Origin of the sequence: Streptomyces sp. NBC_00568 (genome assembly GCF_026341855.1) — a bacterium.
GTDB lineage: Bacteria > Actinomycetota > Actinomycetes > Streptomycetales > Streptomycetaceae > Streptomyces.
Genome location: NZ_JAPENW010000001.1, coordinates 4,776,427 through 4,802,018, shown reverse-complemented (window position 1 = coordinate 4,802,018; position 25,592 = coordinate 4,776,427). Strand labels below are relative to the sequence as shown.

Sequence of the window (25,592 nt, the reverse complement as noted above, 5' to 3'; positions counted from 1 at the left end):
CCCCACATCCTGCATCGGCTACCTGTAGAGCGGTAGGTTTCGTGACTTCGCCGTTACAATGAGGTGGTCGGATGCCGTACGGTGACGCCATGGCGACCAGGACCAGGAGCGAGGAGCGGCGCGCGGAGATCGTGCGCGCGGCGCTGGAGGTGATCGCCGAACGCGGCTACCGGGGCGCGAGCCTCGCCGCGGTCGCCGAGCGCGTGGGTCTCACCCAGCAGGGCCTGCTCCACCACTTCCCGACCAAGGAGGCCCTGCTCGTCGCCGTGCTCAAGGAGCGGGACCAGTGGGACGCCGTGCCGGACACCACCTGGCGGGCCGATCTGCTCGTCTCGCTGGTCGAGTACAACGCCATGCGGCCCGGGATCATCCAGACGTTCTCGGCACTGCTCGGCGAGAGCGTCACCGAGGGGCACCCGGCGCGCGAGTTCTTCACGAAGCGCTACACGGCGGTGCGCGCGAACATGGCCTCGGTGCTGCGCGCCGAGTACGGGGAGCGGCTGCCGAGCGGCCTCACCCCGGAGCGGGCCGCCCCCCTGCTCGTCGCCGTGATGGACGGGCTCCAGTACCAATGGCTGCTGGACCCGGAGTCGGTGGACATGCCGGCCGCGTTCCGGGACTTCCTCACGCTGCTCGGCGAGCGCTGAGCGTCCTCGGGTTCCGGCCGGGCGCCGATCCCTTCAGGACTCCGGCCGGGCACTGACCGCCGCGACGACCTCCACCTCCACGAGGGCGTCCGGCTTGAACAGGCGCGAGGCCTCGAAGGTCATGCTGGTCGGTGCGGTCCCGGTCAGGAACTCCCGGCGTACGGCGCCGTATTCGTCCAGCCTGTCGATGTCGGTCAGATACGTCCGGATGTTGATGACGTCGGCGAGGGTCGCCCCGTGCGCGTGGAGCAGCGCGGCGATGGTCTCGAAGACGCCGCGGCTCTGGGTGGCGAGGTCCGCGCCGTCCGCGACCTGACCGGAGAGGTACAGGAGGGCGCCGCCGCCGGGGAGTTCGACGCGGGCGACCTGGGAGTAGTAGGCGTTGGCGGGCTGCGGCGCGGAGGCCGGGTTGTCGAGTGTGATGCGCATGGCGCTCCTCAGGCCGGGTGGCGGATGCGGGTGACGGCTCGCGTGATGTCCGCACCGGCCACGGCGGGGTCCTCGGCCGCGTGCCGGTAGTGCTCGAGCACCGCTTCCATGGCGGGAAGCCGGGCCGACTTCGTGGCGAGCGCGATGTCCTTCACGGCGAGCGAGGTGCCGAAGTGCGCGCCCTCGGCGAAGGCGCGGCCGACGGCGCCGCCGAGGGGACCGTTCGCCAGCGCGGTGCGTGCGGTGTCCTCGTCCAGGCCGAGGGCGTCCGCGAGGACCAGGGCCTCGGTGACCAGGGCCACGCCGCCGAGGGCGGCGGCGTTGAGGACGAGTTTCAGCGCGGCGCCCGAGCCGAGCGGGCCGGTGCGGGTCACGGTCCCGAAGCGGGCGAGCACGTGCTCGACACCGGCGGCGTCGCCGCCCGCGAGAACGCCGAGCCGGCCGGATCCGGCCCTGTCGGTGCTGCCCATGACCGGTGCGTCGACCAGGGTCACCCCCTCCCCCAGCCGGGCGGCCAGTTCCTCGATCATGTCCGGGCCGACCGTCGACATCTCCACCCAGTGGGTGCCGGGGCGCAGTTGGGGCACGACAGCCTCGGCGACCGCCTGGAGAGCCGCGGGATCGGCGAGCATCGTGATCACCACGTCCGCGTCCCGCACCGCTCCGGCCGGCGAGGCGGCGAGCACGGCGCCCGCCGCGACGAGCGGCTCCGCCTTCGCGGGGGTGCGGTTCCACACCGTCAACGGGTGCTGTGCGCCGAGGAGTCGGCGGGCCATGGCGGCGCCCATGTGGCCGAGTCCGAGAAAAGCGATCTTTTCCATGAACGGGACGCTAGGCGCGGGGCATTGATGCGACAAGCGAATGTCTAGCATGTGTGCCATGCCGAACCCGCATGACGAAGCCGTGCACGACGAAACCGTGCACGACGATGCCTCGCACCCCGCGCCGCCGCACGACACGGCTCCGTACGACACGGCTCCGTACGACACGGCTCCGTACGGAGCCCCCGATCTCTCCACCGTGTGGCTGCGTGTCCTTGTCGAGGTCGCGCGGCACGGTTCGTTCACCGTGGCCGCCCGGACGCTGGGGTGGACGCAGTCCGCGGTGTCACGGCAGATCTCCGCGCTGGAGGCGGCGCTCGGCGGAGCGCCGCTCTTCGACCGGCTGCCCCGGGGTGTGCGGCTGACGGAGGCCGGCCGGGTCCTCGTGCCGCACGCCGAGGCGGTGCTGGAGCGGCTGCGCGGGGCGGGACGCGAGCTGGCCGCGCTGCGGGAGGCGGCGGGCGGGCGGTTGCGGGTGGGCTCCTTCGCCACGGCGGACGCGGCGCTGGTGCCACGGGCCATCGCGGCCTTCCGCGCCCGGCACCCCGCGGTCCGGCTCACCCGCCAGGAGGGGTTCACCCCCGTCCTGCTGGACCGGCTGACCGCCGACCGTCTCGATCTGGCGGTGGTCTCGACGACGGGCCGCGCCCCGCTGGACGCGTACACCCTGCACCACCTGCTCGACGAGTCCCTCTACGTCGCCGTCCCCGCCGCCCACCCCCTCGCGGCCGAGCCCTCCGTACGCCTGCCCCAACTCTCCGACGCGGACTGGATATCCGGCAGTCCCCGGCCCGAGGGCACTCTGCTCGACGCGGCCCTGCGGCACGGGTTCCGGCCACGGGTGGCGCACGTCGTCGCCGAGTGGACCGCGAAACAGGGGTACGTGGCCGCCGGGCTCGGAGTGACCCTGATCCCCGCGCTCGCCGCCGAGTCCGTACGCCCGGACATCGCGCTGCTGCCGGTGCTCGACGAGGAGGCGCCGGCCCGGGCGGTGTACGCGGCGACGGTGCGCGGGCGGTCCCTGACGCCGGCGGCGGAGGCGTTCCTGGCCGCGCTGCGGGAGTCGGCGGCGAGGATACCCGTCTGACCACCGCGCGGAAGCCGGCGGACGAAGCCGCCTGCCGGGCCCCGGAGGCATCGCCCTTCCGCCCCGCTCAACACCCCACGCCCTTCGGCCACTTCCGCCCCGCACCGTGGTGAACGCCCCGCCCGTCACGGGATACTGCCGCCGTCCGGCAGCACCTCCACGCGACGGAAGGCACGAACTCCCTTGACTCGGTTACGCGTTCGGATCGGCATACTCGGGCTGACGCTGCTGGCGGGACTCGCCGCGACGCCCGCCCCGTCGGCGACGGCCGCCGGGACCCCCACGGCCGAGGAGCGACGACTGGACGGAGCGGCACCCCAGGAGATCCTGCGGCGCTCCGGATTCGACACGGTGGCACCGGAGTTCGTCCGGGCGCTCGGCCGGGCCGAGTCGTACGCGCAGGCCGAGCGGATCGTGCGGCGGCAGGGTGCGCGGCTGTGGCGGCGGGCGGTCGACCGGGCACAGGGCCGGGGGCCGGCGGGCGGGGACCTGAGCCGGGACGACGACCGGCCGCTGTACTGGGCGCGGCTCGGCCTGGCCCGCGAAGTGCGGGGCTGGGAGCCCGGGTTCGCGCTGACCGATGCCGGACGCGCCCGTCTGCTGGACGGCCTGGAGCGGAGCTCGCGCGGCCAGGACGCCGTGCGTTACCCGTCGCGTAACGGGGTGAAGCGCATCCTGGTCACCGGGTTCGACCCGTTCACGCTCGACCGCGACATCCGGATCTCCAACCCGTCCGGGGCGACCGCGCTCGCCCTCGACGGCACGACGATCCGGACGGCGGACGGTCCGGCGCGCGTGGAGACCGTCGTGTTCCCGGTCCGCTGGCGGGACTTCGCCGGGGACACCTCCCGGACCTCCGGTTCCGGGGAGGGGACGGTGGAGCGGACCCTGCGGCCGTATCTCCCGCACGTGGACCTGTTCGCGACGGTCAGCCAGGGCCGCGTCGGCCGGTTCGACGTGGAGCGGACCAACGGGGCCTGGCGGGGCGGCTTTCCGGACAACGAGAACGTCTCCCGGACGGGGACCGTCCCGGTCACCGACCCGGCCTCGCAGCCCGAGTGGACGTCGACGACCCTCCCGTACAAGCAGATCGTCGCCGAGCACACGGGCCGCTTCCCGGTCTACGACCACACCTCGGTGACCGAGATCCCGGCGGGAGGGACCGAGCCCGTCGTGCGCCCCGACGGACCGACTCCGGGTTCGCGGGCCCGGGCGGGCGGCGGCGGGGACTATCTGTCGAACGAGATCGCCTACCGGGCGACGCTGCTGCGCGACCGTCTCGGCCTCGGTGCGAACCTGCCCGGCGGTCATGTCCACACGCCCGTCCTGCAGTTCGGCACGGGCAACACGGACCCGGCGACCGGGACGGTGACGGACCCCGAGTTCGTGCGCAACCGCCTCGACATCATCGATCAGGTGCGGGCGATCCTGACGGTGGCCGCGGACGCGGCCGCCCCGGCCGTCAGGGGGACGGGGCGCACGCGGGGGTGACGCCGAGTCCGGCCGGGACGGTGCTGACGGCGACGGCGAGGATCTCCGTCAGGGGGTGGCCCTCTCCCCCTCGGCAAGCGTCTCGGGGTCTCCGTCGGCGGCTGTCCCGGGGTCGTCGCCGGCACCCTCGCCGATCTCCTCGCCGAGCAGGTCGCGGGCCATCAGGGTGGCGCCCGCGACGGCTCCCGGCATCAGGAAGACGGCGACGAACGGAACGAGGAAGGCGAGGCCCAGCGGGGTGCCGAAGCCCCAGACCAGCGTCTTGCGGGAGCGGAGCAGGGCGAGGCGCTCCCGGAGGTCGACGCGGCGGCGTTGCATGGCGACGGCGACGAGTTCCTCGGTGAGGAAGAACCCGGTGACCACGAAGCCGAGCACCGGGACGACGGTCTGGCCGATGAACGGGACGAAGCCGAGCGCGAAGAGGAGGATCGCCCAGACAAGGGCCCGCACGAGGATGCGGAGGCTGTCGCGTCCGGAGATCCACAGCTCTCGCCAGAGCGGCAGCCCCGACTCGGGGGCCGTGCCGTCCGGGGAGACGTCGCGGTCGACCCGCTCCGAGAGGCTCTCGTAGAAGGGCTGTCCTACGAGCAGGGTGACCGCGGTGAAGGTGAGCACCGAGAGGAGAAGGGCGAGCGCGAAGAGCACGGCGGTGAGGAAGCCGCGGAACAGGCCCGACCAGGGGCTGGTCCAGTCGTCCGCGAACGGGGTCGCCCAGGTGACGAAGTCCTCTCCGTAGACGCCGAGGGCGACCAGCGCCGCCGCGTAGAGCACGAGCGTGATGAGCCCCGGCAACAGCCCGAACCCATAGCTCTTCCCGTGCCGGGCCACCCATCGCTGGCCGCGCAGCAAGTAACCGAAGCCCACCCCAAGATCGCGCATGGGGAAACTTTATCGGGCTGCCGCGGGAGAGGGCACCGGGCGGTGGGGACGGTCTCGCCACCGGGCGGTGGCGAGGCTGTCCCCGTGTCGGGCGGTGGCGACCACCTCGACGCTGCGGCGAGGGCCCCGGCACCGGGCGGTGGCGACCGCCTCGATGCTGCGGCGACGGCCTCGACACCGGACGGTGGTGACCGCCTTGTGCCGGGCGGTGGGCGCCGCCTCGACGCTGCGGGGAGCGCCCCGGCACCGAGCGGTGGGCGCCGTCTCGACGCTGCGGGGAGCGCCCCGGCACCGAGCGGTGGGCGCCGCCTCGACGCTGCGGGGAGCGCCTCGACACCGGGCGGTGGGCGCCGCCTCGTGCCGGGCGGTGGGCGCCGCCTCGACGATGTTGGGAGGGCCCCCGGAACCGGGTGGTGGGACGGCCTCGACGCTGCGGGGGGCGCCCCGGCACCGGGCGGTGGCGACCGCCTCGATGCTGCGGCGACGGCCTCGACACAGCGGGTCGGCACCGGCACCGGGCGCGGTGACCGCCCGCTGGGCGGTGACGGCCCGCGCAGTGGGGGTGGGCCCGTCACCGGCCACGGGGACGGGCCGCACGGTCGAGGCGGTGCTAGGCGACGGTGACGGCGACCACCACCCCCTGATCCGCCGCGGGCGCCATCGCGGCGGTGACGCGGACCGCGGCGGCCCGGGCGACGCGGCCGGCGCGCCGGGCGGAGCTCAGCATCACGGGCTGGAGCTGCTCGAGGCCGGCGACGAGGAGTTCCTCGCTCGCGACGAGAAGCGGGCGCGCCGCCGTCGCGGCGGCGGCAGCGGCCTCGGCGAGGTCGGCGAGCGGGGGAAGCCCGGCCCGGACGACACCGGCCCCCGCGGCGGCCGCCCGCTCGGCCAGGGCCACCTGCAGGGGCAGCAGGGGAGCCAGCGCGGCCGTCAACGCGTCGGCGACGCGCTGGAGTTCGGGCGAGGAGTCACGCAGGACGCCCGCCGCCGCCCGGAGCACCGGAGTGAGCGCGAGCAGGGCCCCGGCGGCGACGCCGGCCGCCGCGGGCAGCAGCGGCGAGGTGGCCTCGACGAGCTCGCCGAGCGCGACGACGGCCTCCTGAACCGCGGGTTCCACCGCGTCGAGGACGGGCAGCAGGCTGTCGCCGATCGCGGCGAGCAGCGCCTGGGCGGGTTCGCTCACGGGGTGCACGGCGAGCGGCGCCCCGCTGGTGCCGAGCCGGGTCAGCGTGTCGACGATCTTGTAGAAGGCCTCCTGCGCCTGCGGGGAGGCGCTCGCCTCGGCCAGTTCGGCCGTCGTCTCGCGCAGGACGCGCAGCGCCTCGGTCCCGGAGCCGTCCCGGGGGTCGAGGGTGTTGACGGCGATTCTGGTGATGTTCCCCGCCGTGTCGAGGAGTTGGCCGGTGATCTCGGTCGTGGTGCGCATCATGCGCAGCACGTCCTCCCCGCTGGGGAGCGACGGAATCGGGGACATGGGCTCTCCTCGCCGCACGTGTCGCCGCCGGGACCTGTCCGGCGGATCGGGCCGGGTGCCGCACTCAGCATGCCCGCTCCGGCCCCCCGGTGATGCGCCGTCCGGGGCATCCATGACGGCCGTCGGGGCGGACGCGAGGACTGTTGTGACGGGAAGGCGCTCTTGTTGCGCGAGAGTCGAACAGGTACACCTCGCCGTACCGACCCGAGCCGGTCCGTGCGGGCCTCGGACCGACCTCGGGAAGCCGCCGGCACGCCCTCAGGAAACCCCTGCCCCGGAGGTACGACGCATGCGCTTACCGAAGCCTCGCCGACCCCAGCCGAGAGCCGCCCTGCTCGCCGCCGTCGCGGCGGTCGCGGCCGGTTCGCTGGTGCTCGCCCCCACCAGCGCCACCGCCGACCGCAGGCCACCGGTCCGCGAGGGCGCCGCCGCGGCCGACAGTGCCGCCCGGGCGCCCGCGAGCGCCGCCCGCGCCGCGCTCACCGCCCCCGTCACCGGCCTCTCGGCGAGCACCCGCGGTTACCCCCGCCAACAGGTCCTCACCCCCGACCCGGTGAACCTCGCCGACAAGTCCATCAAGCTCGGCCTCACCCCGTACCACGCCATCGCGCCGAAGCTGAACGCCCTGCAGCGGCTGGGCGACCGGGTGAGCGTCGAGGTCGCGGGGCGGTCCGCGGGCGGCCACCGTCTGTTCCTCGTCACGGTCACCGCCCCGGAGTCCGCCGCCCGGACCCGCGCCCAGGAGCGGATGCGCGAGCTCATCGAGAACGCGCCGGGCGCCGCCGCCGGGGACCCCGCGGTCAAGAGCGGTTACAAGACGCCGGTCTTCTTCAACAGCAACATCCACGGCAACGAGTGGGAGGGAACGGACGCCGCCCTCTCTGTCATCGAGCAGCTCGCCACGGACACGGACGCGAGGACGAAGGACCTTCTCGCCCACAGCCGGATCTACTTCAACATCACCGCGAACCCGGACGGCCGGATCGCGGGCACCCGCGCCAACGCGAACGGCTTCGACCTGAACCGGGACCTCATCACCGCCTCGCAGCCCGAGGCACGCGCGATGCGGCAGATCGCGATCGACAAGCAGCCGGCCGTGATGCTCGATCTGCACGGCTACGTCAACGGCACGCTCATCGAGCCGACGACCCCGCCGCACGGCGAGAACTACGAGTACGACCTCTTCCTGAAGAACACCTACGCCAACGCCCTCGGCATGGAGGCCGCCGTCAACGGCCTCGGATACACCCCCGCCGCCGACGGTGTGGAGCCCGCCCAGATCCCCTTCCGTGACCAGCAGGAGGGCTGGGACGACTGGCCGCCGATCTTCACCCCGCAGTACGCGGCCTTCCACGGCACGGTCGCCGCGCACACCGTCGAGATCCCGATGAACGTGAACGGCACGGCGTACGACACCCTGCCGGTGACCGAGCTGAGGCGCCGCTCGGCGATCAACGTCGATGTCGCGGGCGCCGCGCTGCGTGCCACGCTCGACTTCGCCCGGACGCACCGGACTTCGCTCATCGCCGACCAGATCGAGGTCTTCCGGCGGGGCGCGACCGGTGCAGCGCAGGTACCGGTCTCCGCCGAGACGGTCCCCGGCGTCCCGGGCATCGGCCCCGAGGATGTCTACACGACCGACTTCCCGAGCGCGTACGTCATTCCGGCGGGCGCGGCCCAGCGTTCGGGCGCCGCCGCCGCGCGTCTGGTGGACCACCTGATCGCCAATGACGTGCGCGTCACCCGCGCCGCGCGCGGTTTCCGGCTCGCGGGACGCTCGTACCCGAAGGGCTCCTTCGTCGTCAGTCTGCGTCAGCCCAAGCGAGGCCTGGCCAATGTCATGCTCGCGGACGGGCGGGACATCAGCGACAAGGTGTCGACGATGTACGACATCTCGGGCTGGAGCCTCGGCCGTCTGTGGGGCGCGACGGTCGAGCGGGTGGAGAGCGGGGGCCTGTCGGCCCTCCCGCTGCGCGCGGTCGACGCGGCGCCGCGCGCCGGACGGGTCGCCGCACGCGGCGACCTGCGGCTCCGGCTCGGCACACCGCAGGAGGTCGCCGCTCTCAACTCCCTTCTGAAGCAGGGTGTTCCGGTACGGCAGGACGGTGACGGCGGGGTGGTCGTGCCGGCGTCGGCCCGTGCGAAGGCGGTCGAGGCCGCCCGCGCGTACGACGTCTCCTTCGACGCGGCGGGGGCGGCGCGTGACGACTCCTCCGGCGCGGCGGCGCGGGGCGTCCCGCTGCGGCGTGTCCGCGTCGCCGCCGCCGTCACGCCCGGCGAGCTCTTCGCGCTCCGCGAGATGAACTTCGACGTGGTGCCGGTGTCGACGGCGATCCTCGACGCGGGCTTCGACTGGTCGGCGGCGGACGTGCTGTTCGTGTCGTCGGGGCTGGACCACGCGGCCCTCACGCCCGCCGCGCGATCCGCTCTCGACACCTTCCTGGGCACGCACGGCCTCGTCGGACGCGGCGCCACGGGTGCGGCACTCAACGCGGCCGCCGGACTGCTCGACGTGCGCCCGGTGGAGGGCGACCAGGACGCCAACGGCGTGGTGCGCGTGGTGAATTCGGGCGGTTCCGTGACGGCGGGCGCCCCCGACCACAGCTTCGTCTACGCGCCCGTCTGGTTCACCGACCCGGGCTCCGGGGTCCGCGTCGAGCAGTCGTACGCGACCGGCGATCCCCTGGTCTCCGGGCACTGGCGGCCGCTGGCCGACGGATCGGGCGGGCCGACGGCGGCCGGCGGCCGGGCCTCGGTGGTCTCGGGGCCGCGCGCCGTGCTGTTCGGTACCGAGCCGCTCTTCCGCGATCACCCGAAGGGAGAGTTCCCGCAGGTGGCGAGGGCGCTGCTGACGGTGTCCCGAGGGCTCTGAGGAAAGGCGGAGGCCGCACCCCACGTCCCGGGGTGCGGCCTCCGCCGTGTGCAACGAGCGCCGTCAGGCAAGCGTCACGGTGATGTCGCCGCGGGTCGCCTTCGAGTACGGGCAGACCTGGTGGGCCTTCTCCAGGAGTGCGCGGGCGGTGGTGGCGTCGACGTTCGGGATCACCGCGGAGATCTCGACGACGAGCCCGAAGCCGTCGTCGTTCCTGCCTATGCCGACCTTCGCGGTCACTGTCGAGCCGGAGACGTCGGCGTTCTCCTGGCGTGCGACGACCCCGAGGGCACCCTGGAAGCAGGCGCTGTACCCGGCGGCGAAGAGCTGCTCCGGGTTGGTTCCGGCGCCGCTTCCGCCCAGCTCCTTGGGCGGGTTGACGACGACGTCGAGCCCCCCGTCGTCGGTGGCGACCCGGCCGTCGCGGCCGTTCTCGGCGGTGGCGACGGCCGTGTACAGGACGTCGGTCTGCTGGATGGACATAGGTGCGTTCCTCCTTGGTCCGCCGCGACTCGCGCCCACGATCGCGACGACTTCGGAAAGAAGTTACCGTATGCCGGAAGTCCAGCGACAGGTCAGAGCTTGACGATCATCTTTCCGATGTTGTCGCCGCGCAGGACGCCGAAGAAGGCCTCCAGGTTGTTCTCGATGCCCTCCACGACCGTCTCGGAGTACTTCAGCTCACCGGAACGGATCCAGCCGCCGACTTCCTGGACGAACTCCTTCTGGAGGTCGTAGTGGTCGCCGACCAGGAAGCCCTGGATGCGGCCGCGGGTCTGGATCAGGCGGGCCAGGTTCTTCGGGCCGGGGACGGGCTCGGTGCTGTTGTAGACGGAGATCATGCCGCAGATCGCGATGCGGCCGCCCTGGTTCAGCGAGCCGATGGCCGCCTCCAGGTGGTCACCGCCCACGTTGTCGAAGTAGACGTCGACGCCGTCGGGGGCGGCCTCGCGCAGCTGCTGGGCGACCGGGCCGTTCTTGTAGTTGAAGGCGGCGTCGAAGCCGTACTCCTCGACGAGCAGCTTGACCTTCTCGTCGGACCCCGCGGAGCCGATGACGCGCGAGGCGCCCTTGAGCCGGGCGATCTGGCCCACCTGGCTGCCGACGGCACCGGCGGCGCCGGACACGAAGACGGAGTCGCCCTCCTTGAAGGAGGCGGTGCGCAGGAGGCCGGCGTACGCGGTGAGGCCGGTCATGCCGAGGACGCCGAGGTACGTCGACAGCGGCGCGGCCCCCGGGTCCACCTTGACGGCCTGCTTGGCGTCCACGACGGCGTACTCGCGCCAGCCGAAGAAGTGCAGCACGTGGTCGCCCACGGAGACACCCTCGGCGTTCGAGGCGATGACCTCGCCGACCGCGCCGCCCTGCATGGTCTTGCCGAGCTCGAAGGGGGCGACGTAGGACTTGGCGGCGCTCATGCGGCCGCGCATGTACGGGTCGACGGACACATAGCTGTTCCGCACCAGGACCTCACCCGGACCCGGCTGCGGGACCTCGGCCTCTACGAGGGCGAAGTCCGCGGGCTCGGGCCAGCCGACCGGACGGCTGACGAGGTGCCATGCGCGGCCGACGGAGGGAAGCTGGGGGGTCTCGGACATGAGGTGCGCCTTTCACGGTGACCGGCGAGCGGCTCTAATACTTCAGTACCTGAAACAACCATGCGCCTGAATATTTCATGATGTCAAGTAACGCGGTACTCTCGTCGGCATGGCCACCCATAAGAGACCCCGGATCGACCCTTTGACCATCGAGGTCGTCGAGCTGATCGGTACGGTCGTGGCCCGCTACCACGAGGAGTACGAGGACGCCGCCGCCGAGCACGCCCTCACCGGCGCGCAGGCGCGGCTGCTGAGCCTGCTCTCGCTGGAGCCGCTGCCGATGCGGCGTCTGGCGCAGCAGCTGAAGTGCGAGCCGTCGAACGTCACCGGGATCGTGGACCGGCTGGAGGCGCGGGGCCTGGTGGAGCGTCGCCCCGACCCGGCGGACCGCCGGGTGAAACTGGCCGCGGCGACGGCCGAGGGGCGCGGCGTCGCCCGCGGCCTGCGCGACTCACTGAACTTCGCCCGCGAACCCCTCGCGGAACTCTCGGACGAGGAACGCCTCACACTGCGCGACCTGCTGCGCCGCATGCTGGGCACGGACGGCACGGAGCGCTGAGGGTCCGCGCGGCGGCGCGGCGGCGGACCGGCGGGGCCGCAGTCGGGCCACCTGCCGGGAGGCAGCACGTCACCGCGCGGGAACCGCAGCACGTCACCGCGCGGAGACCGCAGCACGCCACCGCGCAGGAAACGGAACGGATCGCGGCGCGGGAAACGGAACGCATCGCGGCGCCGTGGCTCGCGGGCGCGGGGCGGTGGCTCGTAGCGGCTGGCAGGCGCGGGATGGTGGCTCACGGGCGCGGCGCAGTGTCTCGCAGCGGCTGGCGGACGCGGCGCAGTGTCTCGCAGCGGCTGGCGGACGCGGCGCACTGGCTCGTAGCGGCTCGCGGGCGCGGGGTGGTGGCTCGCGGGCGCGGGGTGGTGGCTCGCAGCGGCTCGCGGTGGCCCGTAGGGGCTGTCGTGGCTGTCGTGGCTGTCGGCGTCCGGGATGTCCGACGCGAACCGCCGATGGACGGCGGGTGGAATCGCCGGGGATGTCCCGGAACGCGGACCGTCGCGCGACCGCCTCAAGAGCCCGGTGTCGCCTCGCCGTTGCCGTACCGGGGCCGGTGCGGGCCCCGGCGTACGACGGCGGGCGTCAGCTGCACCACCACAGGAAGCGGTCGCACGTCTCCGACGGTGAGGGGTCCGATCCGGGGGCCGAGGTCGTCGGTGCCGCTGTGGCGGGTGCCGACGTCCGGGGAGGAGAGGAGACCGCCGGGGCCGAGGTGAAGTGGCCCGGGAGCGTACCCGCGGTCGCCGACCGTTCGCCGCCGGCACTCTTCTCGCTCGTCGCCGAGGCTGACACGGAGGGGGAGGCGGAGGCGGAACCGGAGGGCGACGCCGAGGCGTCGGGCGTACCGTCGGCCGACGCGCTGCCGCGGTCGGACGGGTTCTTCTTCACGTGGGCGGTCGCCTTCGCCGAGGCGGAACCGTCCGGCGACTCGCCTCCGGCCACGGCGGGACTGGGGCCCAACCCGGGTGCGTCGACGCCGAGTTCGGCGAGACTCAGACCGGCGGCCGCGAGGACGAAGCCCACCGCGACGAACAGGGTGCGGCGACGGCGCCGGCGGTGCGCGGCGGCCTTGCGGTCGCGCCGGCTGGTGCCGGCCGGAGCCGCCGGGCCCTGCGGGCCGCCCGGGCTCCCGGCGTCCCGGTCGCGGTTCCGGCCACGCCGCCGGTCGGCGGCCCGTCCGGAGCGCACCTCGTCGTCGTCCCCGCCGTCGCCCCCGCCGTCGTACGCGTCGGCGTCGGCGCCCGCCTCGGGGCGCGCGTCGGTGTCCTCCGCATCCGCGTCGAGTTCTTCGACCGGAGTGCCGCACCCAGGACAGGCGAGGGCGCCGTTGAGGTGCCTGCGGCACACGTGGCAGTAGTCCATGACGCGGGAAGACTAAGTTCGCCGCGGGTAACGTTCCTAGGCGCAGTTGTGAATGTTCTGTGCGGAATCCCAGGTTCCGGTACGGCAGATAGAGACACCCCCGAACATTCCCCGCCATCCTGCGCCCATCTCATCGAAACCGTTATGCGCCCGACCCATTGACACTCGCGGGGCCGCGTCCTTACTGTCACGCCAGCATTTCGAACGTGTGACGAAATTTCGAACAGAGCTGAAGCACAGGGGGCATCTGCCGTGCGCATCACGGGAATCACCACACACGTGGTCGGGACACCCTGGCGGAACCTGACCTACGTCCAGGTGCACACCGACGAGGGCATCACCGGAGTCGGCGAGACTCGCATGCTGGGCCACACCGACGCGCTCATCGGCTATCTGCACGAGGCGCAGGCCAACCATATTCTCGGCTCGGACCCGTTCGCTGTCGAGGACCTGGTCCGCCGGATGAAGTACGGCGACTACGGGCGCGCCGGCGAGATCGTGATGTCCGGCATCGCGGTCATCGAGATGGCCTGCTGGGACATCAAGGGCAAGGCGCTCGGGGTGCCGGTCTGGCAGCTTCTCGGCGGCAAGGTGACCGACAAGGTCAAGGCGTACGCCAACGGGTGGTACACCACCGAACGGACACCGGAGGCCTACCACAAGGCCGCGCAGGAGGTCGTCGCGCGGGGCTACAAGGCCCTCAAGATCGACCCCTTCGGCACCGGCCACTTCGAGCTCGACCACGAGGCCACTCTCTACTCGGTGTCGCTCATCGAGGCGGTGCGCGACGCGATCGGGCCCGACACCGAGCTGATGCTGGAGATGCACGGCCGCTTCTCGCCGTCCACCGCCGTCCGGCTCGCCCACGAGCTCGCACCCTTCAAGCCCGCGTGGCTGGAGGAGCCGGTGCCGCCGGAGAACCTCAAGGCGCTGGAGAAGGTGGCCGCCAAGGTCGACATCCCGGTCGCCACGGGTGAGCGGATCCACGACCGCATCGAGTTCCGCGAGCTCTTCGAGAGCCAGGCGGTCGACATCATCCAGCCCGACGTCGGCCACATCGGCGGCATCTGGGAGACCCGGAAGCTCGCCGCCACCGCTGAGGCCCACTACGTCCTGGTCGCGCCGCACAACGTCGGCGGCCCGGTCCTGACCGCCGCCTCCCTCCAGGTCGGCTTCACCTCGCCGAACTTCAAGATCCTGGAGCACTTCAACGACTTCGCGGACGCGGAGATCAAGAAGGTCGTGAAGGGCGCCCCGCAGGTCGTCGACGGCTACTTCCAGCTGTCCCACGAGCCCGGTCTCGGCGTCGAGCTGGACGTCGACGCGGCGGCCGAGTTCCCGCAGCAGCAGGCGCGGTTCGACCTGTGGGCCGACGGCTGGGAGCAGCGCAAGCCCAAGGGGGCCCAGTGAGCACCGCGGTCGTCGTCGAGGGGCCGGGCGAGCACCGGCTGACCGCGCACGAGCCGCGGCGGCCGTCGGCGGGCGAGGCGCTCGTGCGGGTGCACGCGGTCGGCATCTGCGGCAGCGACCGCGAGGTCTACCAGGGCAACCGGCCCGAGGGGTACGTCCGCTACCCCCTGACCCCGGGTCACGAGTGGTCCGGGACCGTCGAGGAGGTCGGCGCCGGTGTCCCCGGGACGCTGGTCGGCCGCAAGGTCGTCGGTGAGGGCTTCCGCAACTGCCAGGTCTGCGACCGTTGCCACGCGGGCGAGACAACGTTGTGCACGGCCGGGTACGAGGAGACCGGCTTCACCCAGCCCGGCGCGATGGCGAGCACGCTGACGCTCCCGGCGCGACTGCTCCACGTCCTGCCCGACGACGCCGATCTGACCGCCGCCGCCCTGCTCGAACCGGCCGCCTGCATCGCGGCCGCCGCGCTCAAGGCGAACGCGCGGCCCGGGGAGCGCGTGGCCGTGGTGGGCACCGGAACGCTCGGCATGTTCGCCGTGCAGTTCCTGAAGGCGGGTTCCCCGGCCGAACTGCTCGTGGTCGGCACCCGCCCGGACCGGGCCGCGCTGTCGAAGGACTTCGGCGCCACCGACTTCCGTACCAGGGACCAGGAACTGCCCGACGACTTCGACGTCGTGATCGAGACCGCCGGGTCCGCGTCCGCCGCGCGCACCGCCGCCTCCCTGCTGCGGCGCGGCGGACGCCTGGTCCTCACGGGGATCCCGGCGCCGGGCGCCGAGGGGCTCGACCCGACCGATCTCGTCGTACGGCAGCTGGAGGTGCACACCGTGTTCGGGGCGCCGCCGGAGGCCTGGGCGCACACGGTGCGGGTGTTCGGGGCCGGTCTGCTGAACCCGTCGCCGCTGGTGACGCACGAGCTGCCGCTCGCCTCCTTCGCGGAGGCCATCGAGCTGGTGGGGTCCGGTGATCCCAAGGTCGGAAAGGTCCTGCTGAAGCCGTGACCGCCACCCGAGCCGTACGCCGGTACGGGGATCCCTGACGGCTCCGTACCGGCGTACTCCGGGCCCCCGCACACCCATAGCCGCGAACCTTGCCCGAAATATCGAACATGAAGGACAGCTCGTGACCGACGCCTCCCCTAAGGCAGCCCGTCGACCCGGTGAGCAGGCACTCGCCGCGCTCGGCCTGGGCGCGCCCGCCCTCTCCCCCGCCGACGCCTCGCCGCACACCTTCCCCGGAGGCGGTCGCTGGCGCACCGAGGTTCCCTCCGTGGAGGGGCCCGAGGCGCTCGCCGTGGTCCTCAAGGAGTCCTCGCGGCTCGACGTGCCGATCCACCGGATCAGTCAGGGCAGCGGTGTCTGGATGCTGACCGACGCCGAGATCACCGAGATGGTCGAGGCCACCGGTGAACGCGACATCGAGCTCTGCCTGTTCACCGGCCCGCGCGGCACCTGGGACATCGGCGCCTCGGTCCGTACCGACTCGCGCGGCGGCGGGCTGCGCGCCCGCGGCCACGACGCGGTGGCCGGCTGTGTCGAGGACGCCGTCCGGGCGACGGAGCTGGGCGTCAAGTGCCTGCTCGTCGCGGACGAGGGCGTGCTGTGGACGCTGCACCGGGCACGGGCCACCGGGATCATCCCGGCCGACACCACCCTCAAGGTCTCGGCGCTGATCGGTCCGGTCAATCCGGCCTCGTACGCCGTGTACGAGAACCTCGGCGCCGACTCGGTGAACGTGCCGAGCGATCTGACGCTCGATCACCTCACCGAGATCCGGCGGGTCTCCGCCGCCCCCATGGACATGTACATCGAGGCCCCCGACGATCTCGGCGGGTACGTGCGGATGTACGAGGTCGCCGAGCTGATCAGGCGCGGCGCACCGCTCTATCTGAAGTTCGGGCTGTCCAAGACCCCCGGGATATACCCGTACGGCCACCATCTGCGGGACCTGACCCTGAGCACGGCCCGGGAGAGAGTGCGGCGCGGCCGGCTCGCCCTGGACCTCCTCGCGCGGCACGGAGCGGACGGCGACATGGCGCCGCTCGGCAGCCGCCTGCCCGGGGCGCTCACACGGTTCGACACTCCCTCATAACGTTCGCACAAACCCCCTTCACACAAGCCGACACAGTCGCGCACAATCCAACACACCTTCTCAGCCTTCCCTCTCCACCCTCCCGGAGCGTTCGAGTTCCGCGAGACCGAGCCCGGTCCAAGACATCAAGGATGATGATCATGCGTAACCGCAGAGCCGCCCTCACCGCCATAGCCGGAGCAGCCTCCCTCGCCCTCGCCCTGTCCGCCTGCGGCCAGAACAGCGACGGCGGCAGCAAGGACAAGTCGGGGGACACCAAGGGCGCCACGATCGGCATCTCGATGCCGACGAAGTCCTCCGAGCGCTGGATCGGCGACGGCAACAACGTGGTCAAGGACCTTGAGGCCAAGGGCTACAAGACCAAGCTCGCGTTCGGTGAGGACGACCCGGACCAGCAGGTCTCGCAGATCGAGAACATGATCACGCAGGGTGTGAAGGCCCTGATCATCGCGGCCATCGACAACAAGTCGATGAACAACGTGCTCCAGCAGGCCGCCGACGCGAAGATCCCGGTCATCTCCTACGACCGCCTGATCCTCGGCACGAAGAACGTCGACTACTACGCGTCCTTCGACAACTCGAAGGTCGGCGAGCTCCAGGGCAACTACATCCTGCAGAAGCTCGGTCTCGCGGACGGCTCCAAGAAGGGCCCGTTCAACGTCGAGCTCTTCGCCGGCTCGAACGACGACAACAACACGAAGTACTTCTTCGGCGGCGCGATGAAGGTCCTGCAGCCGTACATCGACAAGAAGCAGCTCGTCGTCAAGTCCGGCCAGACCGCGCTGAACCAGGTCACCACCCTGCGCTGGGACGGCGGCACCGCCCAGAAGCGCATGGACGACATCCTGACCTCCTCGTACAAGAGCGCCCGGGTCGACGCCGTGCTCTCGCCCTACGACGGCATCTCCATCGGCATCCTCTCCGCGCTGAAGTCGGACGACTACGGCTCCAAGAGCAAGCCGCTGCCGGTCGTCACCGGCCAGGACGCCGAGCTCGCGTCGGTGAAGTCGATCATCGCGGACGAGCAGACGATGACCGTCTACAAGGACACCCGCCAGCTCGCGAAGGTCGCCGGGAACATGGTCGACGCCGCGCTCAAGGGCAAGAAGCCCGAGATCAACGACGACAAGACGTACGACAACGGCACCAAGGTGATCCCCGCCTACCTGCTGCAGCCGGTCAGCGTCGACAAGAGCAACTACGAGAAGGAGCTCGTCGCCACGGGCTACTACAAGGACAGCGACCTCAAGTAACCGCCACCCCCTAGTGATTGGAAGGCACGACCATGGCGGGACCCGTCCTGGAAATGCGCTCGATCGTCAAGACCTTTCCCGGTGTCAAGGCGCTCTCGGACGTCACTCTGACCGTCCAGCAGGGCGAGGTCCACGCCATCTGCGGCGAGAACGGCGCCGGCAAGTCGACCCTCATGAAGGTCCTCTCCGGCGTTCACCCGAGCGGCAGTTACGAGGGGGACATCCTCTTCGAGGGGGAGGTCTGCTCCTTCAAGGACATCAGGGCCAGTGAGCATCACGGCATCGTGATCATCCACCAGGAACTGGCCCTGGTGCCCTACCTCTCCATCGCGGAGAACATCTTCCTCGGCAACGAGCACGCCACGCGCGGGCTCATCAGCTGGCCCGAGACGCTGCGGCACGCCGCCGAGCTGCTGCGGCGGGTCGGGCTCGACGAGAACCCGCAGACCCGCGTCGCCGACATCGGCGTGGGCAAGCAGCAGCTCGTCGAGATCGCGAAGGCGCTGTCGAAGAAGGTGAAGCTGCTCATCCTGGATGAGCCGACGGCCGCCCTGAACGACGAGGACAGCGGCAAACTCCTCGATCTCATCCTGGAGCTGAAGGCCCAGGGCATCACCTCGATCATCATCTCCCACAAGCTGAACGAGATCGAACGGGTCGCGGACTCGGTGACCATCCTGCGCGACGGGCGGACGATCGAGACGCTCGACGTGAAGGCCCCGGAGACCACCGAGGACCGGATCATCAGCGGCATGGTCGGCCGCGACCTCGAGCACCGCTTCCCGGAGCGGACGCCGCACGAGCCGGAGGCGGGCGCCGCTCCCGCCCTGGAGATCCGCGACTGGACCGTGTTCCACCCGATCGACCAGCAGCGCAAGGTGGTCGACGACGTGTCGATCTCCGTGCGGCGCGGCGAGATCGTCGGCATCGCGGGACTCATGGGCGCCGGCCGTACCGAACTGGCGATGAGCGTCTTCGGGCGCTCCTACGGCCGGTACGCGGGCGGCACGGTGGTCAGGGACGGCAACGAGATCCGTACGAAGTCCGTGTCCGAAGCGGTCAAGCACGGGATCGCGTACGTCACCGAGGACCGCAAGCACTACGGGCTCAACCTCATCGACACCATCAACCGCAACATCACGCTCAGTGCCCTGAACAAGGTCGCGAAGCGCGGTGTGGTCGACGAGCACGAGGAGCGGCAGGTCTCCGAGGGCTTCCGCACCTCCATGAACATCAAGGCGCCGACCGTCTTCGAGCCGGTGGGCAAGCTGTCCGGCGGCAACCAGCAGAAGGTCGTCCTCAGCAAGTGGATCTTCGCGGGGCCCGAGGTGCTGATCCTCGACGAGCCGACCCGCGGGATCGACGTGGGCGCCAAGTTCGAGATCTACACGGTCATCGACAAGCTGGCGGCCGAGGGCAAGGCGGTCGTCTTCATCTCCTCCGAGCTGCCGGAGCTGCTCGGTATGTGCGACCGCATCTACACGATGGCCGCAGGACGGCTGACGGGTGAGTTCTCGCGGGCGGAGGCCTCGCAGGAAACGCTGATGCGCCAGATGACGAAGGACAAAGAGGTAACCCGATGAGCACGGATGTGACCGCCAAGACGCCGGCCCCGGCGCCGGCCGGCAAGAGCGGCCCGGACACGGGAGAGAACCTGCTTCAGCTGATGCTGAACGGCATGCGCCGCAACATGCGGCAGTACGGCATGCTGTTCGCCCTCGGCCTGATCGTGGTGCTGTTCGCCGTGTGGACCGGCGGCGACCTGCTGCTGCCGCGCAACGTCTCCAACCTGGTGCTGCAGAACAGCTACATCCTGATCCTCGCGATCGGCATGATGCTCGTCATCATCGCGGGCCACATCGACCTGTCGGTCGGCTCGCTGACGGCGTTCGTCGGCGCGGTGGGAGCCGTGCTGATGGTCAACCACGACATACCGTGGCCCATAGCCGTGGTGCTGTGCCTGGCCATGGGCGCGCTGGCGGGTGCGGCGCAGGGCTTCCTCATCGCGTATGCCGGCATACCGTCGTTCATCGTGACCCTGGCGGGCATGCTGACCTTCCGCGGTCTGACGGAGATCTTCCTCGAGGGCCAGACGATCGGCCCGTTCCCCGAGGGCCTGCAGAAGGTCGCCAACAGCTTCCTGCCCGAGGTCGGACCCACCACCAACTACCACAACCTCACGCTGCTGCTCGGCCTCGGCCTGGTCGCGTTCGTGGTGTTCCAGGAGGTCCGCGACCGCAAGCGGCAGCAGGAGTTCTCGCTCGACGTCCTGCCGAAGAACCTCTTCCTGCTCAAGCTCGTCGCGCTGGTCGCCGCCGTGCTCACCGTCACCATGCTGCTCGCCAGCTACAAGGGTGCTCCGGTGGTCCTGCTGATCCTCGGGGTCCTGGTCGCCGGCTTCGGCTACCTGATGCGCAACGCGGTCATCGGCCGGCACATCTACGCGATCGGCGGCAACCTTCCGGCGGCCAAGCTGTCGGGTGTGAAGGACAAGAAGGTCACCTTCCTGGTCTTCCTCAACATGGGCATGCTCGCCGCACTCGCGGGCCTGGTCTTCGCGGCCCGCTTCAACGCGGCCTCCCCGAAGGCGGGCCTGAACTTCGAACTCGAAGCCATCGCGGCCTCCTTCATCGGCGGTGCGTCGATGAGCGGCGGCGTGGGCACGGTCCTCGGCGCGATCATCGGTGGTCTCGTCCTGGGCGTGCTGAACAACGGTATGAACCTCGTCGGCATCGGCAGCGACTACCAGCAGGTCATCAAGGGTCTCGTCCTGCTGGCAGCGGTCGGCTTCGACGTGTGGAACAAGCGCAAGGTCGGTTCGTAAGTCAGCCGGGGCCCCGCCGGAAGGCGGGGCCCCTCCATGGGGCAGGAGCCGCAAAATGGACACGAGCAGACGTACGGTCATAGCAGCGGCGGCGGCAGCGGGATTAACCGCGGCCACCATCGGCACGGCGCACGCCTCGGGCGGCAGGAAGCCCGAGAAGGAGCTCTTCGGCAGGCTCACCGACGGGACGAAGGTCCACCGGTGGTCGCTGGAGAACGGCGGGACACGGCTCAAGGTCCTGTCGTACGGCGGGATCGTCCAGTCCCTGGAGATCCCCGACCGGCACGGCAGGTACAAGAACGTCTCGCTGGGCTTCGACAACATCGACGACTACGTCGCCTCCAGCCCGTACTTCGGCGCGCTGATCGGCCGGTACGGCAACCGGATCGCCAAGGGGCAGTTCACCCTGGACGGCAAGAGTCACCAGCTCTCCGTCAACGACGGCGTCAACAGCCTGCACGGCGGCGCGAAGGGCTTCGACAAGCGCGTCTGGGACGTGGAGGGTTTCACGTCCGGCTCCGACGTCGGACTCGTCCTGCACTACACGAGCATCGACGGCGAGATGGGTTACCCGGGCACGCTCAGGACGAAGGTCACCTACACCCTGACCAGGCACGGCGACTGGCGCGTCGACTACGAGGCCACCACCGACAAGGCCACCGTCGTCAACCTCACCAGCCACGTCTACTGGAACCTCGCCGGTGAGGGCAGCGGCTCGATCTACGACCATGAGCTGGAGATCGCGGCCGCCCGCTACACCCCCGTCGACTCGGGTCTGATCCCGACCGGTGAACTGGCCAGGGTCGCCGGCACCCCCTTCGACTTCCGCCGGACGAAGACCGTCGGCAAGGACATCCGGGTCGCCCACCAGCAGCTTCTGTACGGCAAGGGCATCGACCACAACTGGGCCCTCGACAAGGGCATCACGGCGAAGCCCCAGCAGGTCGCGACGCTCCGCGACCCCTCCTCCGGGCGCACCCTGAAGATCGCGACGACCGAGCCCGGCCTGCAGTTCTACTCGGGCAACTTCCTGGACGGCACCCTGGTCGGCACCGGCGGTCACATCTACCGCCAGGGCGACGCCCTGTGCCTGGAGACCCAGCACTTCCCGGACTCCCCGAACCATCCGTCGTTCCCCTCGACGGTGCTGCGGCCCGGACAGATCTACCGGACCACCACGGTGCACTCGTTCGGTGCGTGACCGGAACCGAGCGGCGCGTGACCGGGCTTCACAGCCGGTTCACAAAGTCCGCACGATTTCGCAGCGGTTGAACAGCGACACATCCGTATCCGTATGAGAGGGCGGCCCGTGCTCCCCCGCACGGGCCACCCAAAGACGGAGGGCCCGTCCTCCCCAGCGGGCCCGCCCATACGGAGGTTCCATGGCCGGCAATGTCACCTCGCTCTTTCGCGGCACCGCGGCGCACAGCCCGTCGATGGCCGCACTGACGCGGGAGGGCGACGGAGCCGGGCCCGTGGATTTCTGTATTCCGTGCAACCCGTACTTCCCCACCCCCGCGATGTTCGACGAACTCGCGGGCCGGTTGCGCGAGATCATCACGTACTACCCGAGCAGCGCCGACACGATCACCAGTGAGCTGTGCTCGCTGCTCCAACTTCCGCCGCAGTGCGTCGCGATGGGCAACGGTTCCACCGAACTGATCACATGGATCGATCACTTGCTGGTCCGTGAGTCCCTCGCGATACCCGTCCCCACGTTCGGCCGCTGGACCGACCAGCCGATGGAGACCGGCAAGCGGGTCGACATGTTCCCGCTCCAGGAGTCCACCGGCTTCGCCCTCGACCTCGCCGCGTACGCCAAGTTCATCCGCGCCCGCGGCACCAAGGTCGCCGTCATCTGCAACCCGAACAACCCCGACGGCGGCTTCCTGCCGCGCCAGTCCCTCATCCAGTTCATGGACGCGATGGCCGACCTGGACCTGGTCATCATCGACGAGTCCTTCCTGGAGTTCGCCGACGCCGAGTCGGAGCCGAGCGTGGTCGAGGACGCCGTGATGCGGCCCAACGTCATCGTGCTGCGCAGCCTCGGCAAGAACTTCGGCCTGCACGGCATCCGCTTCGGCTACATGGTCGCCAACCCCTCGCTCGCGGGCAAGGTCCGTTCGATGCTGCCGAAGTGGAACCTCAACTCCTTCGCGGAGACCGTGGTGTTCATGCTCAAGAACCACGGCAAGGAGTACATGGAGAGCCTGCACATGGTCCGCCGCGACCGGCTCGACATGGCTCGCCAGCTCTCCGCGCTGCCCGGCCTGACGATCTACCCCTCACAGGGCAACTTCCTGTTCGTACGCCTCCCCGTCGGCGCCGAAGGCACCGTGGTCCGGGACCGGCTGCTCACCGAGCACCGCATCCTGGTCCGCGAGTGCGGCAACAAGGTCGGTTCGTCCAGCCGCTTCCTGAGACTCGTGGTGCGCCCCCAGACGGACGTGCGTCGCCTGGTGTCCGGCCTGGAGCAGGTGCTCTACGGGTCCAGGAGGGGAACCGCCGTACCCGAGCTGAGCCAAGGGACCGGCTACAGCTCGGGTACGGCGGCGGTGGACCGGCTCGTCGGCGCGACCAACGGAGCCGGCATGCAGGGACTGGCCGCCCAGGCCAACGCCTGGCCCGGACAGCCCGCGCAGGTGCAGGCCCCGCCCGCCCCCCAGCCCCTGCCGTCCGGTCAGCCCGCCGCGAACTACCCCGCTCAGCAGCCCGTGGCGGCCGCGAGCTACTCCGCCCCGCAGCAGCCCGCGGCGGCCCCTGGCTATCCCGCTCCTCCGCAGCCCACCGCCTGGCCTGCCGCGGCCCAGGGTCCGGGTGCGATGCCCGCGCAGATGCCCCCGGCGGCCATGCCCGCCCCGGCCCAGTCGGCGGGTCTCCAGCCGGCCGCCCAGACGGGGATGCCCGGCATGGCCAGCGCCGCCTCCCTGGGCGCTCAGGGCGGCCTGACGGCGGCCCAGGTCAGGGGCAGAACCCAGCCGGAGCCACCGCCGCCCCAGTCGGACGGCGGCTGGGGAGCCGTGGGCGCGATGCTGTACAACCAGGCCGGTTAGCAGGCCACTCACATCAGCGGGCGGACACCCGACGACCGGCCATGGGCCGGCCGCCGGGAGCCATCCGTGTCCGACGGCGCGGGCGGGGCGACGGTGACCCCGCGCCCGGCGCCGGAGGATCCACGTGTCCGGCGCCGCACGGGCCTGGCGCACGGCGCCACGGACACCGGCACCGGCACCGGCACCGGCACCGGCACCGGACACGACGTCGGACGGCCGGCGGAATCGAAGCGCGGACGCGTTTGCGGTACACGCGTCCCCGCCCTCCGTCACAGCCCGGTGATCTCGCGCCACCGCCGACACACCGCCGGAACCAAAACGCAACCGTCGCGGCCCTGTGCGCCGCCCGCCGCCCGGCCTACGATCGACGCTCTTCGTCTACGCGCGTCAAGAATGGCTGGAACAGGAGTGATGGCCGTGCGTCGCAGTGCTCGGATCATGATGACGATGATCGCCGCGTTCGGGCTCACGGCGGGCGCGGGCGGCTGCGGCGCGGGGTCGGGGACGAAGGACGCGAAGACCACCACCCTGACCGTCGTGGCGACCAACTACGGCGACAGCGTCCACAAGAACTCGCAGGGCTACTGGGACCGGGTCGGGCTCGCCTTCCAGGCCGCCCACCCGGACGTGCGGGTGGTGACGACGGTCTACCCGGCCGACACCGTGGACGCGAAGGTCGCCGCGCTGGTGAAGCGGGGCAAGGCGCCCGACGTCGTACAGACCGGCAGCTTCGCCGAGTACGCGGCCGCCGGGCAGCTGTACTCCGCCGAGGAGCTGCTCTCGATCCCCGTCCAGGCCGGGTTCGTACGGAGCCTCGCCCAGGCGGGCGAGGTGGCGGGCACCCAGTACGCGCTGCCGTTCACCGCGAGCACCCGGCTGCTCTACTACAACAAGGGCCTGTTCCGGCAGGCCGGCCTCGAACCGCCGACGACCTGGCAGGAACTCCTGGTCGACGCGCGGGTGCTGAAGGCCCAGGGCGTGAAGTACCCGATCGCGCTTCCGCTGGGGCCCGAGGAGGCGGAGGCCGAGACCCTGGGGTGGCTGCTGGCGGGAGAGGGCGGCTACACCAACCCCGGCGGCGGCTACGACCTCGCCTCCGACGCCAACGTCGCGACCCTCACCTGGCTCAGGTCGAAACTGGTCGAGCCGGGCCTCACGGGCCCGGTCGCGCCCGGCAGGCTCGACCGGGGCGCGGCGATGAGCGCCTTCATCGACGGCGAGGCCGCCATGGTGAACGCCCCGCTCTCCCTGATGCGGCAGATAGAGGACTCCTCGACGCATGTGTCCTACGGCACCGTCGACCTGCCGAGCAGGACCGGCAAGACCGTGCCGACCATGGGCACGGCCGACTGGATCACCGCCTTCAAGCAGGGCGGCCACCGCGAACTGACCGGCGCGTTCCTCGACTTCCTGTACGGCGACAAGTACGTCGGCGAGCAGGCCGCCGAGTACCAGCTGCTCCCGGTCACCGAGTCGGTGAGCTCCCGCATGCGCGCCGACGGCCGCCACCGCAAGCTCTGGAACGGCCTCGACGCCCTGGGCAACATGAGCCTGTATCCGCTCTCCGAGACGAGCTGGTCGCGGGTGGCGGCCACGATCCGGTCGAAGATCGGCGCGGCCGTCGCACCGGGCGGCGATCCGAGGGCGGTCCTGACGTCGATCGCGAAGACGGCCCGCTGAACCGAGGGCGACCACGCAACCTGTCCAACAAGGAACTTGACGTGCTGTCACTTTGCGGAACTGAC

General features: G+C 71.2%; 21 protein-coding genes. 14 read left to right on the top strand and 7 right to left on the bottom strand.

Going from position 1 to position 25,592, the window contains the following annotated elements:
• Positions 1–71: 71 nt before the first annotated feature.
• Complete coding sequence (locus OOK38_RS20785; protein WP_266758329.1) at positions 72–647, top strand: TetR/AcrR family transcriptional regulator; 576 nt, start codon at positions 72–74, stop codon at positions 645–647.
• Positions 648–680: 33 nt separating this feature from the next.
• Here the strand turns inward: OOK38_RS20785 and OOK38_RS20780 are convergent, their stop codons facing one another.
• Positions 681–1,076 (bottom strand): RidA family protein, encoded by a 396-nt coding sequence (locus OOK38_RS20780; RefSeq protein WP_266758331.1) that lies wholly within the window; start codon positions 1,074–1,076, stop codon positions 681–683.
• An 8-nt stretch (positions 1,077–1,084) separates the two neighbouring features.
• Positions 1,085–1,897, bottom strand: a complete 813-nt coding sequence (locus tag OOK38_RS20775) for an NAD(P)-dependent oxidoreductase (RefSeq protein ID WP_266758333.1) — start codon at positions 1,895–1,897, stop codon at positions 1,085–1,087.
• Positions 1,898–1,955: 58 nt separating this feature from the next.
• Here OOK38_RS20775 and OOK38_RS20770 point away from each other — a divergent pair, with 58 nt between their 5' ends.
• Together OOK38_RS20770 and OOK38_RS20765 are read left to right on the top strand one after the other, a co-directional pair.
• Positions 1,956–2,984 (top strand): LysR family transcriptional regulator, encoded by a 1,029-nt coding sequence (locus tag OOK38_RS20770; protein WP_266758335.1) that lies wholly within the window; start codon positions 1,956–1,958, stop codon positions 2,982–2,984.
• A 183-nt stretch (positions 2,985–3,167) separates the two neighbouring features.
• Entirely contained in the window at positions 3,168–4,475 is a 1,308-nt protein-coding gene (locus OOK38_RS20765; protein ID WP_266758337.1) for a pyroglutamyl peptidase, read from the top strand.
• Positions 4,476–4,523: 48 nt separating this feature from the next.
• Here the strand turns inward: OOK38_RS20765 and OOK38_RS20760 are convergent, their stop codons facing one another.
• Together OOK38_RS20760 and OOK38_RS20755 are read right to left on the bottom strand one after the other, a co-directional pair.
• A complete protein-coding gene (locus OOK38_RS20760) occupies positions 4,524–5,354 on the bottom strand; it encodes an EI24 domain-containing protein (RefSeq protein WP_266758339.1) in 831 nt (276 codons plus the stop codon).
• Positions 5,355–5,964: 610 nt separating this feature from the next.
• Entirely contained in the window at positions 5,965–6,828 is an 864-nt protein-coding gene (locus OOK38_RS20755; RefSeq protein WP_266758341.1) for a hypothetical protein, read from the bottom strand.
• A gap of 289 nt (positions 6,829–7,117) precedes the next feature.
• Between OOK38_RS20755 and OOK38_RS20750 the strand changes: the two genes are divergently transcribed.
• Complete coding sequence (locus OOK38_RS20750) at positions 7,118–9,700, top strand: M14 family zinc carboxypeptidase (protein WP_266758343.1); 2,583 nt, start codon at positions 7,118–7,120, stop codon at positions 9,698–9,700.
• A gap of 63 nt (positions 9,701–9,763) precedes the next feature.
• On the opposite strand, the gene OOK38_RS20745 is transcribed toward OOK38_RS20750, so the two are convergent.
• On the bottom strand, positions 9,764–10,183 hold the full coding sequence (locus OOK38_RS20745) for an organic hydroperoxide resistance protein (protein WP_266758345.1): 420 nt from the start codon (positions 10,181–10,183) through the stop codon (positions 9,764–9,766).
• Between the two features lie 92 nt (positions 10,184–10,275).
• Entirely contained in the window at positions 10,276–11,298 is a 1,023-nt protein-coding gene (locus tag OOK38_RS20740; protein WP_266758347.1) for an NADP-dependent oxidoreductase, read from the bottom strand.
• Positions 11,299–11,407: 109 nt separating this feature from the next.
• Between OOK38_RS20740 and OOK38_RS20735 the strand changes: the two genes are divergently transcribed.
• On the top strand, positions 11,408–11,857 hold the full coding sequence (locus OOK38_RS20735; RefSeq protein WP_266758349.1) for a MarR family winged helix-turn-helix transcriptional regulator: 450 nt from the start codon (positions 11,408–11,410) through the stop codon (positions 11,855–11,857).
• Positions 11,858–12,436: 579 nt separating this feature from the next.
• Here the strand turns inward: OOK38_RS20735 and OOK38_RS20730 are convergent.
• Positions 12,437–13,216, bottom strand: a complete 780-nt coding sequence (locus tag OOK38_RS20730) for a hypothetical protein (protein WP_266758351.1) — start codon at positions 13,214–13,216, stop codon at positions 12,437–12,439.
• 252 nt (positions 13,217–13,468) lie between these two features.
• Here OOK38_RS20730 and OOK38_RS20725 point away from each other — a divergent pair, with 252 nt between their 5' ends.
• From OOK38_RS20725 to OOK38_RS20685, 9 genes are all read left to right on the top strand, one after another.
• Positions 13,469–14,626, top strand: a complete 1,158-nt coding sequence (locus tag OOK38_RS20725; protein WP_266758353.1) for a mandelate racemase/muconate lactonizing enzyme family protein — start codon at positions 13,469–13,471, stop codon at positions 14,624–14,626.
• On the top strand, positions 14,623–15,627 hold the full coding sequence (locus OOK38_RS20720; protein ID WP_266758355.1) for a zinc-binding dehydrogenase: 1,005 nt from the start codon (positions 14,623–14,625) through the stop codon (positions 15,625–15,627). Before OOK38_RS20725 ends, OOK38_RS20720 begins: the two co-directional genes overlap by 4 nt.
• A 121-nt stretch (positions 15,628–15,748) precedes the next feature.
• Entirely contained in the window at positions 15,749–16,717 is a 969-nt protein-coding gene (locus OOK38_RS20715; protein ID WP_266758357.1) for a hypothetical protein, read from the top strand.
• Positions 16,718–16,857: 140 nt separating this feature from the next.
• Entirely contained in the window at positions 16,858–17,970 is a 1,113-nt protein-coding gene (chvE, locus tag OOK38_RS20710) for a multiple monosaccharide ABC transporter substrate-binding protein (RefSeq protein ID WP_353962497.1), read from the top strand.
• Positions 17,971–18,002: 32 nt separating this feature from the next.
• Entirely contained in the window at positions 18,003–19,553 is a 1,551-nt protein-coding gene (gene mmsA / locus OOK38_RS20705) for a multiple monosaccharide ABC transporter ATP-binding protein (protein ID WP_266758359.1), read from the top strand.
• Complete coding sequence (gene mmsB / locus OOK38_RS20700; RefSeq protein WP_266758361.1) at positions 19,550–20,794, top strand: multiple monosaccharide ABC transporter permease; 1,245 nt, start codon at positions 19,550–19,552, stop codon at positions 20,792–20,794. The genes mmsA and mmsB overlap by 4 nt, the downstream gene beginning before the upstream one ends.
• A 55-nt stretch (positions 20,795–20,849) precedes the next feature.
• Entirely contained in the window at positions 20,850–21,995 is a 1,146-nt protein-coding gene (locus OOK38_RS20695) for an aldose epimerase family protein (RefSeq protein WP_266758363.1), read from the top strand.
• A gap of 181 nt (positions 21,996–22,176) precedes the next feature.
• Positions 22,177–23,847, top strand: a complete 1,671-nt coding sequence (locus OOK38_RS20690; protein WP_266758365.1) for a histidinol-phosphate transaminase — start codon at positions 22,177–22,179, stop codon at positions 23,845–23,847.
• Positions 23,848–24,258: 411 nt separating this feature from the next.
• A complete protein-coding gene (locus tag OOK38_RS20685; RefSeq protein WP_266758367.1) occupies positions 24,259–25,527 on the top strand; it encodes an extracellular solute-binding protein in 1,269 nt (422 codons plus the stop codon).
• Positions 25,528–25,592 lie beyond the last annotated feature (65 nt).

Coding starts and splice junctions, on each gene's coding strand:
- OOK38_RS20785 (WP_266758329.1), top strand. CDS start 72: ATGCCGTACGGTGACGCCATGGCGACCAGGACCAGGAGCGAGGAGCGG.
- OOK38_RS20780 (WP_266758331.1), bottom strand. CDS start 1,076: ATGCGCATCACACTCGACAACCCGGCCTCCGCGCCGCAGCCCGCCAAC.
- OOK38_RS20775 (WP_266758333.1), bottom strand. CDS start 1,897: ATGGAAAAGATCGCTTTTCTCGGACTCGGCCACATGGGCGCCGCCATG.
- OOK38_RS20770 (WP_266758335.1), top strand. CDS start 1,956: ATGCCGAACCCGCATGACGAAGCCGTGCACGACGAAACCGTGCACGAC.
- OOK38_RS20760 (WP_266758339.1), bottom strand. CDS start 5,354: ATGCGCGATCTTGGGGTGGGCTTCGGTTACTTGCTGCGCGGCCAGCGA.
- OOK38_RS20755 (WP_266758341.1), bottom strand. CDS start 6,828: ATGTCCCCGATTCCGTCGCTCCCCAGCGGGGAGGACGTGCTGCGCATG.
- OOK38_RS20750 (WP_266758343.1), top strand. CDS start 7,118: ATGCGCTTACCGAAGCCTCGCCGACCCCAGCCGAGAGCCGCCCTGCTC.
- OOK38_RS20745 (WP_266758345.1), bottom strand. CDS start 10,183: ATGTCCATCCAGCAGACCGACGTCCTGTACACGGCCGTCGCCACCGCC.
- OOK38_RS20740 (WP_266758347.1), bottom strand. CDS start 11,298: ATGTCCGAGACCCCCCAGCTTCCCTCCGTCGGCCGCGCATGGCACCTC.
- OOK38_RS20735 (WP_266758349.1), top strand. CDS start 11,408: ATGGCCACCCATAAGAGACCCCGGATCGACCCTTTGACCATCGAGGTC.
- OOK38_RS20730 (WP_266758351.1), bottom strand. CDS start 13,216: ATGGACTACTGCCACGTGTGCCGCAGGCACCTCAACGGCGCCCTCGCC.
- chvE (WP_353962497.1), top strand. CDS start 16,858: ATGCGTAACCGCAGAGCCGCCCTCACCGCCATAGCCGGAGCAGCCTCC.
- mmsA (WP_266758359.1), top strand. CDS start 18,003: ATGGCGGGACCCGTCCTGGAAATGCGCTCGATCGTCAAGACCTTTCCC.
- mmsB (WP_266758361.1), top strand. CDS start 19,550: ATGAGCACGGATGTGACCGCCAAGACGCCGGCCCCGGCGCCGGCCGGC.
- OOK38_RS20695 (WP_266758363.1), top strand. CDS start 20,850: ATGGACACGAGCAGACGTACGGTCATAGCAGCGGCGGCGGCAGCGGGA.
- OOK38_RS20690 (WP_266758365.1), top strand. CDS start 22,177: ATGGCCGGCAATGTCACCTCGCTCTTTCGCGGCACCGCGGCGCACAGC.
- OOK38_RS20685 (WP_266758367.1), top strand. CDS start 24,259: ATGGCCGTGCGTCGCAGTGCTCGGATCATGATGACGATGATCGCCGCG.